Consider the following 16,660-nt stretch of genomic DNA (forward strand, 5'->3'; position numbering starts at 1 on the left):
ATGAGCGACTCGTCACGGATGACCTTCTTCCTTATCTATAAGCTGCGGCGACTTGCCGTGCTGCTGGCCGGCCTGTTGCTGTGCGCACCGGCGTGGAGCGCCGAGATCCTGCTGACCGCCGCCGAAGACGGTGCTGGGGTGCAGGCCTTTACCCAGGCGCTGGCCCAGCAACGCCCCGAAGACCGCGTCACCTTCACGTCCCTCGCCGACTTGCCAGCACCAAGCCACCTGCCCGCCGGCACGCGTCTGATCCTGCTCGACCTGCCCGGCCTCGACTGGCGCCTGCGGGATACCCAAGGGCCGCCGACGCTGGTACTGCGCATCAGCCGGCTACAAGCCCATCAGCGCCCGGAGGCCTCACGGCACGCGCGGGTCAGCCTGTTGTGGAGCGACCCACCGCTGGAGCGGCAGTTGCGCCTGATCACCAGCGTCATGCCCCAGGCACGGCGCATCGGCGTGCTCTACGGTGTCGACAGTGAATTCCTGCTGCCCGAACTGCGCCAGCATGCAGCGGCCCTGGAATTGGAGATCGTGCCGCAGCGCTGGGACAACACTAACGACAGTCGTCCGCTGCAAACCCTGTTCAGGAACAGCGACGTGCTGCTCGGCCTCGATGACCCGCAGCTGTACAACCCGAAGACCGCGAAGAACCTGCTGCTGAGCAGCTATGCCCAGCAATTGCCGCTGTTCGGGCCCAATGCAGGGTTTGTGCGCGCCGGCAGCCTCGCCAGCACCTACAGCGACCAGGACGATTGGCTGGCGGTACTCGATCGTTTGCTGGACCAGTCGCCGGCCGGTTGGCCACGCGCGCTGTACCCCGAACACTTCAAAGTCGTGGGCAACGCGCAGGTCGCACGCTCACTGGGCATCGAACAGGTGGACGAAACCAACGTCGCCGCCCGAATGGCCGAAGGAGAAAAACGCCCATGACCTTGCGTCGTCGTTGGGACATCAATACCCGCACCCAGCTCATCACTCTGGGCCCGGCGCTGTTGCTGACGTTGCTGTTGATCAGCTTCTTCACTTTCGTGCGTATCCAGGACCTGCGCCAGGAACTGGACCACACCGGCCAATTGATCGCCAACCAACTGGCACCGGCCACCGAATATGGGGTGATCTCGGGCAACAACGATGTGCTCGACAGCCTGCTGCGCGCCACGCTGGCCACGCCCCATGTGCGCTTCCTGGAGATTCAGGACAGCAGCGAAAATATCCTGGTGTACGTCGAGCAACCCTCGGAGAAGCACGACCGCGCGCTGTCGGTAAAAGTGTTCCAGGCGCCGATCCGCCTGCAGCATATCCAGCTGGGCAACGACTTTTTCCAGGACAACCTCAACGAACCCAAGGCCCCCCGCGCGGACTACCTGGGCCGGGTGATCGTCGGCATGTCCAATGACGCCTTCAGCCAGCGCCAGCAGGAGATCCTGTTCAAGGCCGGTATTCTCGCGCTGTTCGCCCTGCTGTTTACTTTCCTGCTCGCCCGGCGCCTGGCGGCGAGCCTGTCGCAACCGATCAGCGCCATGGGCAATGCGGTCAAGGCCATCCAACAGGGCGACTACAAGACGCAGTTGCCGATTGTGGATGACTCGGAGCTGGGCGACCTGTCGCGGCATATCAACAACCTCGCCGAAGGCCTCAACCAGGCCAGCCGCGAACAACAGCAGGCCATGGCCCAGTTGATCCAGACCCGCGAAGAGGCCGAACGGGCCAACAACGCCAAGTCAGACTTCCTGGCCATGATGAGCCACGAACTGCGTACGCCGATGAACGGCGTACTGGGCATGCTGCAACTGCTGGAAACCACCGAAATGACCGAGGAACAGACCGAATACGCGGCGCTGGCCTCCGAATCCACCGAGCATTTGCTCAAGGTGATCAACGATATTCTCGACTTCTCGCGCATTGAACGCGCGGCCCTGGAGCTGGAACATATCCCCTTCAACCTGGCCGACCTGATCAACAGTTGCGCCCAGGCCTTCCAGCACAGCGCCCAGCAGCGCGGGCTGGCGCTCAAGCTGCCGATCCCGCCCGGCATGGACGCACTGCGGGTACAGGGCGATCCGACACGGATCCGCCAGATCCTGGTAAACCTGATCGGCAATGCCTTGAAGTTTACCGAACACGGCACCGTCAGCGTCGAGCCCCACTGGCAGGTGCTCGACCATGAGTTGGTGTGGTTCACCTGCACCGTGCGTGACAGCGGCATCGGGATTTCCGCCGAGCGCCTGGAATTGATGTTCGATGCGTTCCAGCAGGCCGACAGTTCCATTTCAAGACGTTACGGCGGTACCGGTCTCGGGTTGCCCATCGCCCGCACCCTCGCCGAACGCATGGGTGGCACCCTGCGCGCGCAGAGCGAGGAAGGCCGTGGCTCGGTGTTTACCCTGGAGATCCCCCTGGCCATCGACCAGCACAGCCAGCCGTCGATCGCCCTGGATGCCGAGGGCAAGCACAGCGCAGGCGAAGGTCGCCATGTGTTGCTGGTGGAGGACAACCCGGTCAATCGCACCGTGGTCGAAGCCATGCTGCGCAGCCTGGGCTTTGAAGTCAGCCTGGCCACCGATGGCGCCGAAGCGATCCGCAGTGCCGAGAGCCTGATTTTCACCGCGATCCTGATGGATTGTCGCTTGCCCTTGATCGACGGTTATGAAGCCACCCGGCAGATTCGCCAACTACCCGGCTGCGCCGATCTGCCGATCATCGCCCTGACGGCCAACGCCTTGCAGGGCGACCGGGAAGCGTGCCTTGCGGCCGGAATGAACGATTACCTGGCCAAGCCGTTCAAACGCACGGATTTGCAGCAAATCCTGCAGCGCTGGGTGCAATAGCGACGCGCCATCAGCCAACTGCGACTGGCGTGAAAGACGAAAGTGCGGCAGTCTTAGGCACCCGAACGGGCCCCTAAACAGGCTCGGTTTAAAATTTCAGTGAACAAGTGTACATTCAGTGCCTTGCCGCTGTGACTTTCACTACAACGCAATAGTCTATGTGTAGGCTGCCGACATGAGGCATGAACGCTTCATTCGGTTCGGGAAGATTTGCCCTACCCTGCCGCATGGGATTATTGAGGAGCTCGCATGACCAAACAAAACGCCTTTACTCGGGAAGACCTGCTGCGCTGCAGTCGCGGTGAGCTGTTCGGCCCAGGTAACGCGCAACTGCCCGCCCCGAACATGCTGATGGTGGATCGCATCACCCATATCAGCGAAGAGGGTGGCAAGTACGGCAAAGGTGAATTGGTCGCCGAGCTGGATATCACCCCGGACCTGTGGTTCTTCGCCTGTCACTTCGAAGGTGACCCTGTGATGCCGGGCTGCCTGGGCCTCGACGCCATGTGGCAACTGGTCGGCTTCTACCTGGGCTGGCAAGGCCTGCCAGGCCGTGGCCGCGCCCTGGGTTCGGGCGAAGTGAAGTTCTTTGGCCAGGTCCTGCCGACCGCCAAGAAAGTCACCTACAACATTCAAATCAAGCGCGTCCTCAAGGGCAAGCTGAACCTGGCAATCGCCGACGGTTCGGTGACTGTCGACGGTCGCGAGATCTATACTGCCGAAGGCCTTCGGGTCGGCGTATTTACTTCCACTGACAACTTTTAAGGGTTATCCGCATGCGCCGCGTCGTTATCACTGGTCTGGGCATCGTTTCTTGCCTGGGCAATGACAAAGAGACCGTCACCGCTAACCTGCGTGCAAGTCGCCCTGGCATCCGCTTCAACCCGGAATATGCCGAAATGGGTCTGCGTAGCCAGGTTTCCGGCTCCATCGACCTGCCCCTCGAAGAACTGATCGATCGCAAGATCTATCGCTTCGTGGGCCACGCTGCCGCCTACGCCTACCTGGCCATGAAAGACGCCATCGCCGACTCCGGCCTGAGCGAAGACCAGGTATCGAACGTACGCACCGGCCTGATCGCCGGCTCCGGCGGCGCATCGACCCTCAACCAGATGGAAGCGCTGGACATCCTGCGCGAAAAAGGCGTGAAGCGCGTTGGCCCGTACCGTGTCACGCGGACCATGGGCAGCACCGTTTCGGCCTGCCTGGCCACGCCGTTCCAGATCAAGGGCGTGAACTACTCGATCTCCTCCGCATGCGCCACCAGTGCACACTGCATCGGCACCGCCGTTGAACAGATCCAACTGGGCAAGCAGGACATCGTGTTCGCCGGCGGCGGTGAAGAAGAACATTGGAGCCAGTCGTTCCTGTTCGACGCCATGGGTGCCCTGTCCACCCAGTACAACGAAACCCCGGAAAAGGCCTCCCGCGCCTACGACGCCAAGCGTGACGGTTTCGTCATCGCCGGCGGTGGCGGCATGGTGGTGGTCGAGGAGCTGGAACACGCCCTGGCCCGTGGTGCCAAGATCTACGCGGAAATCGTCGGCTACGGCGCTACTTCCGATGGCTACGACATGGTTGCGCCAAGCGGTGAAGGCGCCATCCGCTGCATGCAGATGGCCATGTCCACCGTGGATACCCCGATCGACTACCTGAACACCCACGGCACTTCGACTCCGGTCGGCGACGCCAAGGAAATGGAAGGCGTGCGTGCGGTATTCGGCGACAAGGCTCCGAAAATCAGCTCCACCAAGAGCCTCTCCGGTCACTCCCTGGGCGCCGCCGGCGTTCACGAAGCGATCTACTGCCTGCTGATGATGGAAGGCAACTTCATGGCCGGCTCGGCCAACATCGACGAGATCGACCCGGTCGTCGCCGATATGCCGATCCTGACCAAGACGGTTGAAAACGTAAAAGTCGACACCGTGATGAGCAACAGCTTCGGCTTCGGTGGCACTAACGCCACCCTGGTGCTGAAACGCTGGCAGGGTAAGTAAGCCCCGCAGGTTGAGTAGATGAAAAAGCCCCGACTGGTTCGGGGCTTTTTTATGGGCGACTGGATGCCCCCGCCCTGCAGCCGGTCTCCTGGAAGTTATCAGCGCTCCGCCGCATTGGCGTAAGACGAAAACGAAATATCAACGCGCACCCTCATCGCGACGAGGTTTAGGCAGGATGGCCAGGAAGTTATCCCTCGCCACTCTGTGGGCAACGTCTTCAGGCAATGCATCAAGGAACACATCAAAGCGGTGCATTTCCTTACCCAGCTTGTTGAAACGCCCGACGACGTCCGAACCCAGCATAAAGCGCTCCGGGAAGCGTTCCACCAGCGCTACCCACTCCGGCCGAGGCTTGCCCGCATCATCCAGTAAGTACGGCGTGAGCATGCTCCACGACAGGTCGATATACAGGTTGGGGTAAGCCTCGAGCATGCGGCTCAAGGTGGGCAGCAAAAAGTCCATCTGCACCTGGTGGCGATGAATTTCCTTGCTGGTGCCAGCGTGGGCCCAGATAAAGCGGGTGTGCGGATGGTTGCGCAGCGGCTCTTCGATTTCGGCCAAATACAGCGGGTTACGCTCGCGCTTGGAGGTGATGTTGGAGTGCAGCATCACCGGCAAGTCGTTTTCCGCCGCCAGATGATAGATGCGTGTCATGGCTTCGTTATTGGCGCGCGGGGTATCCCCCGATGTGAGGGCGGTAAGGTCGTCGTGACGGGTAAACACTTCACCGATGCCCTGCCACAGCCCCGGGTTGAGGTCGAGCATGCGCTGGATATGGGCATCCGAGTTCTTGTCGTTGGGGTTGAAGCCGGACAGAAACGGATGAAAGTGCTGGCGTTGTTCAGGTGTCAGTCTATTTACCGCTGCGGCAACAATCACGTCAGTGGCGCTGTACCAATAGGCATCCGCGTCATCACCGGCGTAGTAGCGTGGGCGCTTGGGTTCGTCTTCGTGCCATTTCTTTGCGACGGGAATGCCGGAAATCATGACATGCTCGATGCGATTTTCTGCCATCGCCTTGAGCAACTTGTCCATCCCCGCCGTTTCCTGGAAGAAATCCACGTAATGCAGGTGCGCATCGCTGTAGGCATAGTCGCGAGCCTGTGCGACAAGGCTGCTGGCGGCGAGCAACAGGGCGAAACTCAGGCGGGTCCAGGGCACGGTACAACCTCGATAAGGGCGAATACCGGTAGACCTTGCGCGCCATACCGGGGTTCAGCCAGCAAAAAATGTGGAACACCCCAGTGCCTGCATGCTCTATAACTGCATGACCTTCATTCTGCCACCCCGTGAGGTTTGCCATGCCTGTTACCGTCAATACGCTGAACGCAGACAACTTCCGCCACAGCGTCAATATCAATAACCACGAGCTGTTTACCGACCTGCCCAAGAGCCTGGGTGGTGACGACTCGGCGCCCTCTCCCCATGATTATTTCGACGCCGCGCTGGCATCATGCAAGGCGCTGACCGTCAAGCTCTATGCCCAGAAAAAAGACATCCCGCTGACCGGTGTCACCGTGGAAGTCACCCACGACGCCACCGAAGAGCAAAAGGGCAAATACAAGCTCAACGTCAAGCTGACGCTCAAGGGCGTACTCACCGACGAACAGCGCGACGAGTTGCACCGTGTGGCCGATCGCTGCCCGGTACACAAGCTGATGACCACCGCCGAGGTCACCATTGAAACTCGCCTCTCTGAAGGCGCGTTCAGCCAATAGCGGCAACATCTCGTCGGGCGGGTTATGCTCAGCGCCATCTAACCCGCTCAGACTGGGACGCACCATGAACACCCTCACCGTGATCCGCCCACGCCCTGAAGATGTCGAAGGCCAACCCATCCTGCGCCCGCTGCCTTCGCGCGAATGCCGCAGCGTCGGGCCGTTCGTGTTCTTCGATCATATGCTGCCCACCCGTTATGCACCGGGGAGCGGCATGAATATCCGCCAGCACCCGCATATTGGCCTGTCCACCCTCACCTACTTGTTTGAAGGCGTACTGCAGCACAAGGACAGCCTGGGCTCCGACCAAGTGGTAGAGGCCGGGGACGTCAGTTGGATGACCGCCGGCAGCGCGATTGCCCATGTCGAGCGCACACCCGAGGCACTGAAGGCCAATGGTTTCACCCTGCATGGCCTGCAAGTGTGGCTGGCATCGCCCAAGGACCACGAAGAGGGGCCGGGGCATTACAGCCATCACCCTGCGGCGAGCCTGCCGGTGAGTGACAACCTGGGCGTGCGGATTCGCCTGATCGCCGGCAGTGGCTTCTGCCTCAAATCACCGGTGCCGGTGCTGTCGCCTACGTTGTATGCAGATGTGCACATGCAAACGGCCACGACCCTGCTGATTCCTGACGAGCACGAGGAACGCGCGGTGTATGTGCTGGAGGGTGAAGTACAGCTGGAGGGTGAGCGGCTTGAGGTGCACAGCCTGGTGGTATTGCCGGCCGGGCAGGAAATGACCCTATTCGCCGAAAGCGATTGCCACGTGGTGGTGTTTGGCGGGGCACCACTGGATGGACCGCGGCGGATCAACTGGAATTTTGTCGCTAGCGATCCGCTGAAGATCGAGCAGGCCAGGCAGCGCTGGGCCGATGGGGATTGGCCGACGGTGCCGGGTGAAACTGAAAGAATTGAGTTGCCTGTGAGATAGCTATCGGGGGCAAGCCCCCTCCCACACTTGATTGGATTCACACGGTCAAAATGTGGGAGGGGGCTTGCCCCGATGAAACCGGAACAGGCGCTGAAGATTTAGCCCTTGAACACTTCGTCCAGCAAGTTATGCATCGACTGGAAGGCCCGCGCAGCGGTCTTCGCGTCGTACATCATCTTGCCCGGCACATTGGCATCCGGGTCAGTGAAGGAATGCACCGCACCGCCGTAGCTCAGCAATTGCCAATCCACGCCCGCCGTGTTCATTTCAGCTTCGAACGCTGGCAGTTGCTCTTTCGGCACCAGCGGGTCGGAAGCCCCGTGCAGCACCAGCACTGAACCCTTGATGTTTTTCGCATCTGCCGGGTTCGGCGTGTCGAGGGTGCCGTGGAACGATACGGCTGCCTTCAATGGCGCACCGGTACGCGCCAGCTCCAGGGAGCAGCAACCGCCGAAGCAGAAACCAAAGGTGGCCAGCTTCGAGGTGTCCACTGCCGCTTCGGTCTGGCCCAGCAGCTGCTCAAGGGCAGCCTGCATGCGCTTGTTCAGCAACGGGCGATCATTCTTCAACGGCATCATTGCGGCACCGGCTTCATCGCCATTCGACGGGCGCACGGTTTGCCCGTAGAGGTCGGCGATCAGCACCACGTAGCCCTTGGCGGCAACGCTCTTGGCGATTTCTTCGGCACCCGCACTCACACCCATCCAGTTCGGCGCCATCAGCAGGCCGGGCAGCGGGTTCTTTTCGCTGGCATCGAACGCCAGGCGGCTTTCATAAGACTGGCCATCAATCTGATAGACCACGGAACGCACAGTAACTTGGCTCATCATTTACTCCAGTTGAAGATCACTAGAACGGAAATGGGCTGTAGGAGCGAGCTTGCTCGCTCCTACAAACGAAAAAACCCGCCGAAGCGGGTTTTTCTACAACGGTGTCAGATCGACAGTTCAACCAACAGCTTGTTCAGTCGGCGCACGTAGGCGGCCGGGTCTTTGAGGCTGTCGCCAGCGGCCAGGGCCGCCTGGTCGAAGAGGATGTGCGACAGGTCGCCAAACCGCTCTTCGCTCTGCTCGCCGTCGAGTTTCTCGATCAGCGGGTGAGCCGGATTGAATTCGAAGATCGGCTTGGAGTCCGGGACCTTCTGGCCGCTGGCTTCGAGGATCTGGCGCATCTGCATGCCCAGGTCCTGCTCGCCAATGGCCAGGATCGCCGGGGAGTCGGTCAGACGGTGGGAAACCCGCACTTCGCTGACGGCATCGCCCAGGGACGCCTTGATCCGCTCAACCAGGCCTTCTTTGGCCTTCGCGACTTCTTCGGCTTCTTTCTTCTCTTCTTCGGAGTCCAGGTTACCCAGGTCCAGGTCGCCACGGGCTACGTCGACAAAGGATTTGCCGTCGAACTCGTTGAGGTAGCTCATCAGCCACTCATCGATACGGTCGGTCAGCAGCAGCACTTCGATGCCTTTCTTGCGGAAGACTTCCAGGTGCGGGCTGTTCTTGACCTGTGCGTAGGTTTCGCCGGTCAGGTAGTAGATCTTGTCCTGACCTTCCTTGGCACGAGCCAGGTACTCGGCCAGGGAAACGACCTGCTCGCCCTCTTCACCCTGGGTGGAAGCAAAGCGCAGCAGACCGGCGATTTTCTCCTTGTTGGCGAAATCTTCTGCCGGGCCTTCTTTCATGACCTGACCGAAGTTTTTCCAGAAGCCCTTGTATTGCTCAGGCTCGTTCTTCGCCAGTTTTTCCAGCATGTCGAGTACGCGCTTGGTCAGCGCCGACTTCATGGAGTCGATGATCGGGTCTTTTTGCAGGATTTCCCGCGACACGTTCAACGACAGGTCATTGGAGTCGACCACGCCCTTGATAAAGCGCAGGTACAGCGGCAGGAACGACTCTGCCTGGTCCATCACGAACACGCGCTGCACGTAAAGCTTCAGGCCTTTCGGCGCTTCACGCTGGTACAGGTCGAACGGCGCACGGGCCGGCACGTAAAGCAGCGAACTGTATTCCAGCTTGCCCTCGACCTTGTTATGGCTCCAGCTCAGCGGGTTTTCGTAGTCGTGACCGATGTGTTTGTAGAACTCCTGGTATTCCTCGTCCTTGATCTCGGTACGCGGACGGGTCCACAGGGCACTGGCGCGATTGACGGTTTCCCATTCCTCGGCAGGCTTCTCTTCACCTTCGGCAGCGGCTTGTTCTTTCGGCAGCTCGATCGGCAAGGCGATATGGTCGGAGTACTTCTTGATGATATTGCGCAGGCGCCAGCCATCGGCGAACTCGTCTTCACCGGATTTGAGGTGCAGGACGATGCGGGTACCACGGTCAGCCTTGTCGATGGTGGCGATTTCAAATTCGCCCTCACCTTTGGAAGCCCAATGCACGCCTTCGCTGGCGTCAAGGCCGGCACGACGGCTGAACACTTCAACCTTGTCGGCAACGATGAAGGCCGAGTAGAAGCCCACGCCGAACTGGCCGATCAGGTGCGAATCTTTCTTCTGGTCGCCCGACAGGTTTTTCATGAAGTCGGCGGTGCCGGATTTGGCGATGGTCCCCAGGTGGGTGATCGCATCGTCGCGGCTCATGCCGATACCGTTATCTTCGAGGGTGACGGTATTGGCGTCTTTGTCGAAGCTCACACGGATTTTCAGTTCCGCGCCACCTTCCAGCAGTTCAGGCTTGGACAGGGCTTCGAAACGTAATTTGTCGACAGCGTCAGAGGCGTTCGAGATCAATTCGCGAAGGAAGATTTCCTTGTTGGAATACAGCGAATGGATCATGAGGTGCAGCAGTTGCTTCACCTCGGTCTGGAAGCCCAGGGTTTCCTTTTGAGTTTCCACACTCATGGTCATCAAACTCCAATTGGATGGCAGTGGCCGCGCCCTTGAGGGTTGGCGGCGGGTTGTCATCAAAGTTGGGGGCTAAGACCAGGATTTCAAGGGCGGCTTCCTTCCTCGATCTTGAAATGCGCACGAGCGGTGGCAATCGGTTCGGCAGCGGTGCTTTGCCAGGCGGTGATCGCGACATTCGCCACCCGTCGGCCCTGGCGCCACACCTGGCATTTGGCGTAAGTGTCGCGAAACTGGCCGGCGCGCAGGTAATCGAGCGAGAAATCGATGATTTTCGGGATACCCGGCGCTCCGGTAAACACCAGCAGGTGCAACGCCGCTGCCAGCTCCATAAAGCCGGCGATCACCCCGCCGTGAAGCGCAGGCAATATGGGGTTACCAATATTGTCCTTGTGGGCCGGTAGGCGAAACAGCAATTCATCCCCCAGCCGGGTGCATTCGATACCGATCAGTTTGGCGTAGGGGATCAGGTCCAGCAGGGCCTCGTAGTTGCCTCGCTGATGGGCCTGTTCCAGGCGGGTCTTGAATCGATGTGTCATGCCTGCTCTCCCTTGATGGCACTGCCCAATCCGTGGGTGCCCTTGAGACGCTTGCCCATGCGCATGAAGGTGCCCACCACATGGGCGATGGGTTGTTGCGGGTCGTCCTGGTAGGCAAAGCCACGGGTAAAGATCACGTCGGTGGTCACCCGGTAGCATTGGGCGAAACCATATACCGGCTTATGTGGCTCGGCGGGATGCATATAGTCGACACGCAGGTCCAGGGTCGGGCACACCTCGAACTCCGGCAGGACACACAGGGTGGCCATGCCGCAGGCAGTGTCCATTAAAGAGGTCAGCGCGCCACCATGGATCACGCCGGTCAGGGGATCTCCCACCAGTTGTGCGGCGTAGGGCATGACCAACGTGATGCCCTCCTCGCTGGCATGATGAGTGGTGATACCCAGCACCTGGCAATGGCGCAAGGCCGAGACAAAGCGCTTCGCGCGCTCTAACAAGGGATTTTCGGTCATTCGTTGCAGACTCTTATTAGTGTTGATGTGCGAAATAGACGGTACGCGCGAAAGTTCCTCTGAGACCGTTGTTTATATATCTGTGGAATAAAAGGAACTAATGCTGAACGCCCATGCTCGAAAGGCCAGTAGATATCTTCACTAAGGAGAAACACCCCATGCGTAAGACTTTAGCTATTTCCATGATGTTGGCCGCTGCCCTCGGTCTCGCTGCTTGCGACAAGAAATCCGAAGACAAAGCCCAAGATGCCGCAGCGCATTCTGAGCAAGCTCAAAAAGACATGGCGAAAGCTCAGGATAAAGTGAACGACGCTGCGAAAGAAAACGCCGATGCTGCCAAAGCTCAGGCTGAATCGAACGACGCCGCCGCAAAAGAAGCAGCACCTGCTACTCCTGCCACCGGTTCCTGATACCGCAGCATGAAATAGCTTCGCTGCAAAAAGAAAGCCCGCTTATATAGCGGGCTTTACTTTGTCTGCTGTTTTTAACCCGCCGCGTCACGCATTAAGTCTCCTCTTTGGCGGCCTCAGGCATCGGTGTATCCGTCTGCGTATACACCATCACTTGCAGTACGTCGGAATGAAACTCCCGACGATACAACACGAACACCACCCCGGCACTCATCAACATGAACAACCAAGGGCTGACGAACCACGCCAGCATGGTCATGCCGAAGTAATAAGAACGCAGGCCAAAGTTGAACTGGTTGGCGGCCATGGAGATCACTCGCGCCGCACGCAGGGCAAACGCCTTGCGCTCCTGCTCCGACACATGCCGCTCACCGATCATCGGCGCCGACCCTACCAGCACCGCGGCAAAGTTGTACTGGCGCATGCACCAACTGAAGGTGAAGAAGGCATAGACAAAGACCAGCGCCAGGCAGAGCAGCTTGATCTCCGACATGCCCTGGGAGGCCTGCTGCACCATGGGTATGTCGGCCAGCAATGACACCGCCCGCTCGGAGGCCCCCAGCACCGTGAGAATGCCGGCGAGGATGATCAAGGTGCTGGAGGCGAAGAATGAGGCATTACGCTCCAGGTTGCCGATCACGCTGGCGTCGGCAATCCGGTTGTCGCGCAGCAGCATGCGGCGCATCCAGTCCTCGCGATACAAATGCAGCACACTGGCCAGGCAAGCAGTGTCTCGGGCTTTCCAGGTGGCATAACGGGTGTAGCCGCCCCAACACAGGACGAACCAGAGGGCAGCAAGCAGGTGAATCTGATTGGCTTCGACGAACGACATGCGGGTCCTTGCAGAAAGGAGATTGAAAAACTTTTGGCGTCTGTTCGACGTTAGCGCAAAGAAAAAGACACGGCCCGCCGCTCAAAAAAAATGCCCCGTATCGATTGATACGAGGCATTTCCGTACTGCATGAAACCCGCTTGTTATGCGATGGCTTCGCTGCGCTTACCCAGCATACGATCAATGACGACCGCCACACCCAGCGTCATCACCGACGGCACCAGCCACGCCAGGCCTTGCTCGCTCAGCGGCAGGTTCGCCAGCTGCGAAGGCATCCAGCCTGCCAGGCCTGCGCCCTTGAGCGCGTCGATGCAGCCAAAGATGAACGACACCAGCATCACCGGCCCGACGATACGGCCCTGCTCATGCCAGAAGTCTTTGCAGAAGCTCAGGGCCACCAGCACGATGCACGGCGGGTAGATCGCGGTGAGTACCGGGATCGAGAACGCAATCAGCTTGGTCAGGCCCAGGTTCGACACGAACAGCGAGAACAGCGCCAGGATCACTACCAGAGTCTTGTAGGACAGCGGCAGGATTTTGCTGAAGTACTCGGCGCAAGCACACGTCAGGCCGACCGCGGTGACCAGGCACGCGAGCGAAATCAACACCGCCAGGAAACCACTGCCCAGGGAGCCGAAGGTGTGTTGCACATAAGCGTGCAATACAGCCGCGCCATTGGCAGCGCCGGCAGCGACTTCATGACTGCCCGCCCCGAGGCGGAACAGACTGATGTACACCAGCGCCAAACCTACGCCGGCAATCAACCCGGCAATGATCGCGTAGCGGGTGATCAGCTTGGGCGATTCGACACCACGGGAACGGATCGCGTTGACGATCACAATGCCAAACACCAGCGCACCCAGGGTGTCCATGGTCAGGTAACCATTGATAAAGCCCTGGGAGAACGGTGCAGCAACGTATTCCGGGGTGGCGACACCCACCTCACCGGCCGGCAGGGCAAACGCGGCAATGCCGAGGATGGCCAGCGCGATGATCTTCAGCGGCGCCAGGAAGCGACCCACGGTGTCCAGCAGTCGGCCTGGGTACAGGGAGACAAAGAACACCACCAGGAAATACACCGAGCTGTAGAGGAACAGCGCCAGCGGGCTTTCGCCGGTCAGCGGCGCCAGGCCCACTTCAAACGACACGGTCGCGGTACGCGGGGTGGCGAACAGCGGCCCTACCGCCAGATACGCAGCCGCCGCGAGCAGGCCACCGGCGATCTTGCCGATCGGGCTGCTCAACGCGTCCATGCCGCCGCCGACCTTGGCCAGGGCGATCACAGTGACCACCGGCAGGCCAACGGCAGTGATCAGGAAGCCCAGCGCCGCCATCCAGACATGAGGCCCGGACTGCAAACCAACGATAGGCGGGAAGATGATGTTGCCGGCGCCCACGAACAGGGCGAAGGTCATGAAGCCCAACGCCAGGATGTCCTGGCTTTTCAACACTTTCATTTGAGGAAATACCACACTACTGAATCGGAATTTAGAGAGGGATTCCCTATGGATGAGGGAAATGCTGCCGGCCCTTATGGGCACCGACCGGTCTAGCGCGCGGCTTCCTTTTGGGAGGCGGACGCATAAAGAGGCGGCTAGCCTAACGAATTTGCGGGTCAAACGCACTGTTGGGGGGCGAACTGTCCGATAAGCGACATTTTTATGTCGCGTTTTTATATCTAAATTTTGAAATGCGATCGGATGTGGGAGCGGGCTTGCTCGCGAAAGCGGCGTGTCAGTCAGCTCACGAGTGGCTGATACACCGCTTTCGCGAGCAAGCCCCCTCCCACATTTTGATCTTCGCCAACTTCAGAATGCACAAAGGCCACCCGAAGGTGGCCTTTGCTGGTAAAGCGTCAGCTAAGCGCGAGGCTTACTTGACAGCCCAACCGGTCAGCTCAGCCAAGGCCTTGCCGATGTCTGCCAGCGAACGCACGGTTTTAACGCCTGCGTCTTGCAGTGCAGCGAATTTCTCGTCTGCAGTGCCTTTGCCGCCAGAGATGATTGCGCCAGCATGACCCATGCGCTTGCCCGCAGGGGCAGTCACACCAGCGATGTAGGAAACAACCGGCTTGGTCACGTGTGCCTTGATGTAGGCAGCCGCCTCTTCTTCAGCCGAACCGCCGATCTCACCGATCATCACGATCGCTTCGGTCTTCGGGTCTTCCTGGAACAGCTTCAGGATGTCGATGAAGTTGGAGCCTGGGATCGGGTCACCGCCGATGCCGACGCAAGTCGACTGACCGAAACCGGCGTCAGTGGTCTGCTTCACAGCTTCGTAGGTCAGGGTGCCGGAACGGGAAACGATACCGACTTTACCTGGCAAGTGAATGTGACCTGGCATGATGCCGATCTTGCATTCGCCTGGAGTGATCACGCCTGGGCAGTTAGGGCCGATCAGGACTACGCCCAGCTCGTCGCACTTAACTTTAGCGTCCAGCATGTCCAGGGTAGGAATGCCTTCGGTGATGCAAACGATCAGCTTGATGCCGCCGAATGCCGCTTCCAGGATCGAGTCCTTGCAGAAAGGAGCTGGAACGTAGATCACGCTGGCGGTGGCGCCAGTGGCAGCTACAGCGTCTTTCACGGTGTTGAACACTGGCAGGCCCAGGTGCTCGGTGCCGCCTTTGCCCGGCGTTACGCCGCCAACCATCTTGGTGCCGTATTCGATGGCTTGCTGGGTGTGGAAACTACCTTGCGAACCGGTAATACCCTGGCAGATAACTTTGGTGTCTTTATTGATCAGGACGCTCATTATTTGCCCTCCGCAGCTTTGACAACTTGTTGAGCAGCGTCGGTCAGGCTGGTAGCCGCGATGATGTTCAAACCGCTTTCTGCCAGTACTTTAGCGCCCAGTTCAGCGTTGTTGCCTTCAAGGCGAACAACAACCGGGATTTTAACGCCGACTTCTTTCACTGCACCGATGATGCCTTCGGCAATCATGTCGCAACGAACGATGCCGCCGAAGATGTTGACCAGTACTGCAGCGACGTTGGAGTCGGACAGGATGATCTTGAAGGCTTCGGTTACGCGTTCTTTGGTAGCACCACCGCCCACGTCGAGGAAGTTGGCTGGTTTGCCGCCATGCAGGTTGACGATGTCCATGGTACCCATGGCCAGGCCAGCACCGTTGACCATGCAACCGATGTTACCTTCCAGGGCTACGTAGTTCAGTTCGAACTTGGCAGCGTGCGCTTCGCGCGGATCGTCTTGCGACGGATCGTGGAAAGTCTTCAGCTTAGGCTGACGGTACATGGCGTTGGCGTCGATGTTGATCTTGGCGTCGAGGCAGTGCAGATCGCCGTCAGCCTTGATCACCAGCGGGTTCACTTCCAGCAGGGCCAGATCGTGATCCTGGAACAGTTTGGCCAGACCTACGAAGATCTTGGCGAACTGGGCAACTTGCTTGCCTTCCAGACCCAACTGGAAAGCCAGCTCGCGACCCTGGAATGGCTGGGCGCCAACCAGTGGATCGATAGTGGCTTTCAGAATTTTTTCTGGGGTTTCGTGAGCGATCTTCTCGATGTCCACGCCACCTTCGGTGGAAGCCATGAACACGATGCGACGGCTCGAACGGTCAACGACAGCGCCCAGGTACAGCTCTTTAGCGATATCAGTGCACGATTCAACCAGGATCTTGGTGACTGGCTGGCCATTGGCATCAGTCTGGTAGGTCACCAGACGCTTGCCCAGCCACTGCTGTGCGAAGGCCTTGGCGTCTTCTTTGCTGCGAACCAGCTTAACGCCGCCCGCTTTACCGCGACCACCAGCGTGGACCTGGGCTTTGACAACCCACTCGGTGCCGCCGATCTTGTCGCAAGCTTCTGCTGCTGCTTCCGGGGTGTCTACTGCGTAGCCCTTGGAAACTGGCAGGCCGTATTCAGCGAACAGCTGCTTACCCTGATACTCGTGAAGATTCATGCTTTTTACCGTCTTCGTTAGGTACTGCGCATTCGGCGCTGCGCTCATTATGAGTGCCGCGCCACCTGTGACTGCTGCTTGCGCAACTTGCGGGGCTCAAGGCCCGTAAAGCTGCGCAAGACTGCGTCCAGCGGATATTCCGCGGTGAGTCTTGCGCGCAAGGCTCACGA

The 16,660-nt window shown here is 59.4% G+C and carries 16 protein-coding genes; 7 read left to right on the forward strand and 9 right to left on the reverse strand.

Annotation, left to right across the window (positions count from 1 at the left end):
• The 4 genes from HCF10_RS19060 (at position 1) to fabB (ending at position 4,825) form a co-directional block, all read left to right on the forward strand.
• Positions 1 to 930 (forward strand): ABC transporter substrate-binding protein, encoded by a 930-nt coding sequence (locus tag HCF10_RS19060; protein WP_131699455.1) that lies wholly within the window; start codon positions 1 to 3, stop codon positions 928 to 930.
• On the forward strand, positions 927 to 2,828 hold the full coding sequence (locus tag HCF10_RS19065) for an ATP-binding protein (RefSeq protein WP_131699456.1): 1,902 nt from the start codon (positions 927 to 929) through the stop codon (positions 2,826 to 2,828). Before HCF10_RS19060 ends, HCF10_RS19065 begins: the two co-directional genes overlap by 4 nt.
• 249 nt (positions 2,829 to 3,077) lie before the next feature.
• On the forward strand, positions 3,078 to 3,593 hold the full coding sequence (fabA, locus tag HCF10_RS19070) for a 3-hydroxyacyl-[acyl-carrier-protein] dehydratase FabA (protein ID WP_003210552.1): 516 nt from the start codon (positions 3,078 to 3,080) through the stop codon (positions 3,591 to 3,593).
• Between the two features lie 11 nt (positions 3,594 to 3,604).
• Positions 3,605 to 4,825: a beta-ketoacyl-ACP synthase I gene (gene fabB, locus HCF10_RS19075; protein WP_074844724.1), complete on the forward strand. Its 1,221-nt coding sequence runs from the start codon at positions 3,605 to 3,607 to the stop codon at positions 4,823 to 4,825.
• Between the two features lie 138 nt (positions 4,826 to 4,963).
• Here fabB and HCF10_RS19080 read toward each other — a convergent pair whose 3' ends face one another.
• Complete coding sequence (locus HCF10_RS19080) at positions 4,964 to 5,986, reverse strand: amidohydrolase family protein (protein WP_167656182.1); 1,023 nt, start codon at positions 5,984 to 5,986, stop codon at positions 4,964 to 4,966.
• Positions 5,987 to 6,126: 140 nt separating this feature from the next.
• Between HCF10_RS19080 and HCF10_RS19085 the strand changes: the two genes are divergently transcribed.
• Complete coding sequence (locus HCF10_RS19085) at positions 6,127 to 6,543, forward strand: OsmC family protein (RefSeq protein ID WP_092490338.1); 417 nt, start codon at positions 6,127 to 6,129, stop codon at positions 6,541 to 6,543.
• Positions 6,544 to 6,607: 64 nt separating this feature from the next.
• Positions 6,608 to 7,474, forward strand: a complete 867-nt coding sequence (locus HCF10_RS19090; RefSeq protein WP_131699458.1) for a pirin family protein — start codon at positions 6,608 to 6,610, stop codon at positions 7,472 to 7,474.
• 98 nt (positions 7,475 to 7,572) lie between these two features.
• Here HCF10_RS19090 and HCF10_RS19095 read toward each other — a convergent pair whose 3' ends face one another.
• The 4 genes from HCF10_RS19095 to HCF10_RS19110 form a co-directional block, all read right to left on the reverse strand.
• A complete protein-coding gene (locus HCF10_RS19095; protein ID WP_167656183.1) occupies positions 7,573 to 8,301 on the reverse strand; it encodes a dienelactone hydrolase family protein in 729 nt (242 codons plus the stop codon).
• Positions 8,302 to 8,408: 107 nt separating this feature from the next.
• On the reverse strand, positions 8,409 to 10,313 hold the full coding sequence (gene htpG / locus HCF10_RS19100) for a molecular chaperone HtpG (RefSeq protein WP_145338013.1): 1,905 nt from the start codon (positions 10,311 to 10,313) through the stop codon (positions 8,409 to 8,411).
• 89 nt (positions 10,314 to 10,402) lie between these two features.
• Positions 10,403 to 10,855, reverse strand: a complete 453-nt coding sequence (locus HCF10_RS19105) for a PaaI family thioesterase (protein ID WP_090407082.1) — start codon at positions 10,853 to 10,855, stop codon at positions 10,403 to 10,405.
• A complete protein-coding gene (locus HCF10_RS19110; RefSeq protein WP_131699461.1) occupies positions 10,852 to 11,328 on the reverse strand; it encodes a PaaI family thioesterase in 477 nt (158 codons plus the stop codon). Before HCF10_RS19110 ends, HCF10_RS19105 begins: the two co-directional genes overlap by 4 nt.
• Before the next feature lie 158 nt (positions 11,329 to 11,486).
• On the opposite strand from HCF10_RS19110, the gene HCF10_RS19115 reads away from it, so the two are divergent.
• Positions 11,487 to 11,738, forward strand: a complete 252-nt coding sequence (locus tag HCF10_RS19115) for a hypothetical protein (protein ID WP_090407089.1) — start codon at positions 11,487 to 11,489, stop codon at positions 11,736 to 11,738.
• A 94-nt stretch (positions 11,739 to 11,832) separates the two neighbouring features.
• On the opposite strand, the gene HCF10_RS19120 is transcribed toward HCF10_RS19115, so the two are convergent.
• The 4 genes from HCF10_RS19120 to sucC all read right to left on the reverse strand — a co-directional run bounded on the left by HCF10_RS19120 (position 11,833) and on the right by sucC (position 16,490).
• Positions 11,833 to 12,570, reverse strand: coding sequence for a DUF599 domain-containing protein (locus tag HCF10_RS19120; RefSeq protein ID WP_131699462.1), 738 nt, complete (start codon positions 12,568 to 12,570; stop codon positions 11,833 to 11,835).
• Positions 12,571 to 12,713: 143 nt separating this feature from the next.
• A complete protein-coding gene (gene brnQ, locus HCF10_RS19125) occupies positions 12,714 to 14,027 on the reverse strand; it encodes a branched-chain amino acid transport system II carrier protein (RefSeq protein WP_131699463.1) in 1,314 nt (437 codons plus the stop codon).
• A 415-nt stretch (positions 14,028 to 14,442) separates the two neighbouring features.
• Positions 14,443 to 15,324: a succinate--CoA ligase subunit alpha gene (sucD, locus tag HCF10_RS19130; protein ID WP_003172813.1), complete on the reverse strand. Its 882-nt coding sequence runs from the start codon at positions 15,322 to 15,324 to the stop codon at positions 14,443 to 14,445.
• Entirely contained in the window at positions 15,324 to 16,490 is a 1,167-nt protein-coding gene (gene sucC / locus HCF10_RS19135) for an ADP-forming succinate--CoA ligase subunit beta (RefSeq protein ID WP_003233235.1), read from the reverse strand. The genes sucD and sucC overlap by 1 nt, the downstream gene beginning before the upstream one ends.
• Positions 16,491 to 16,660 lie beyond the last annotated feature (170 nt).

It is taken from the genome of Pseudomonas sp. B14(2022) (assembly GCF_012030485.1).
Lineage (GTDB): Bacteria > Pseudomonadota > Gammaproteobacteria > Pseudomonadales > Pseudomonadaceae > Aquipseudomonas.

Excerpts from the sequence above, each read along its gene's own strand:
- HCF10_RS19110 (WP_131699461.1), bottom strand. The coding sequence starts at position 11,328 with ATGACCGAAAATCCCTTGTTAGAGCGCGCGAAGCGCTTTGTCTCGGCC.
- HCF10_RS19115 (WP_090407089.1), top strand. The coding sequence starts at position 11,487 with ATGCGTAAGACTTTAGCTATTTCCATGATGTTGGCCGCTGCCCTCGGT.
- sucD (WP_003172813.1), bottom strand. The coding sequence starts at position 15,324 with ATGAGCGTCCTGATCAATAAAGACACCAAAGTTATCTGCCAGGGTATT.
- brnQ (WP_131699463.1), bottom strand. The coding sequence starts at position 14,027 with ATGAAAGTGTTGAAAAGCCAGGACATCCTGGCGTTGGGCTTCATGACC.
- HCF10_RS19120 (WP_131699462.1), bottom strand. The coding sequence starts at position 12,570 with ATGTCGTTCGTCGAAGCCAATCAGATTCACCTGCTTGCTGCCCTCTGG.
- htpG (WP_145338013.1), bottom strand. The coding sequence starts at position 10,313 with ATGAGTGTGGAAACTCAAAAGGAAACCCTGGGCTTCCAGACCGAGGTG.
- HCF10_RS19090 (WP_131699458.1), top strand. The coding sequence starts at position 6,608 with ATGAACACCCTCACCGTGATCCGCCCACGCCCTGAAGATGTCGAAGGC.
- HCF10_RS19065 (WP_131699456.1), top strand. The coding sequence starts at position 927 with ATGACCTTGCGTCGTCGTTGGGACATCAATACCCGCACCCAGCTCATC.
- HCF10_RS19095 (WP_167656183.1), bottom strand. The coding sequence starts at position 8,301 with ATGAGCCAAGTTACTGTGCGTTCCGTGGTCTATCAGATTGATGGCCAG.
- fabA (WP_003210552.1), top strand. The coding sequence starts at position 3,078 with ATGACCAAACAAAACGCCTTTACTCGGGAAGACCTGCTGCGCTGCAGT.
- HCF10_RS19060 (WP_131699455.1), top strand. The coding sequence starts at position 1 with ATGAGCGACTCGTCACGGATGACCTTCTTCCTTATCTATAAGCTGCGG.
- sucC (WP_003233235.1), bottom strand. The coding sequence starts at position 16,490 with ATGAATCTTCACGAGTATCAGGGTAAGCAGCTGTTCGCTGAATACGGC.
- HCF10_RS19085 (WP_092490338.1), top strand. The coding sequence starts at position 6,127 with ATGCCTGTTACCGTCAATACGCTGAACGCAGACAACTTCCGCCACAGC.
- fabB (WP_074844724.1), top strand. The coding sequence starts at position 3,605 with ATGCGCCGCGTCGTTATCACTGGTCTGGGCATCGTTTCTTGCCTGGGC.
- HCF10_RS19105 (WP_090407082.1), bottom strand. The coding sequence starts at position 10,855 with ATGACACATCGATTCAAGACCCGCCTGGAACAGGCCCATCAGCGAGGC.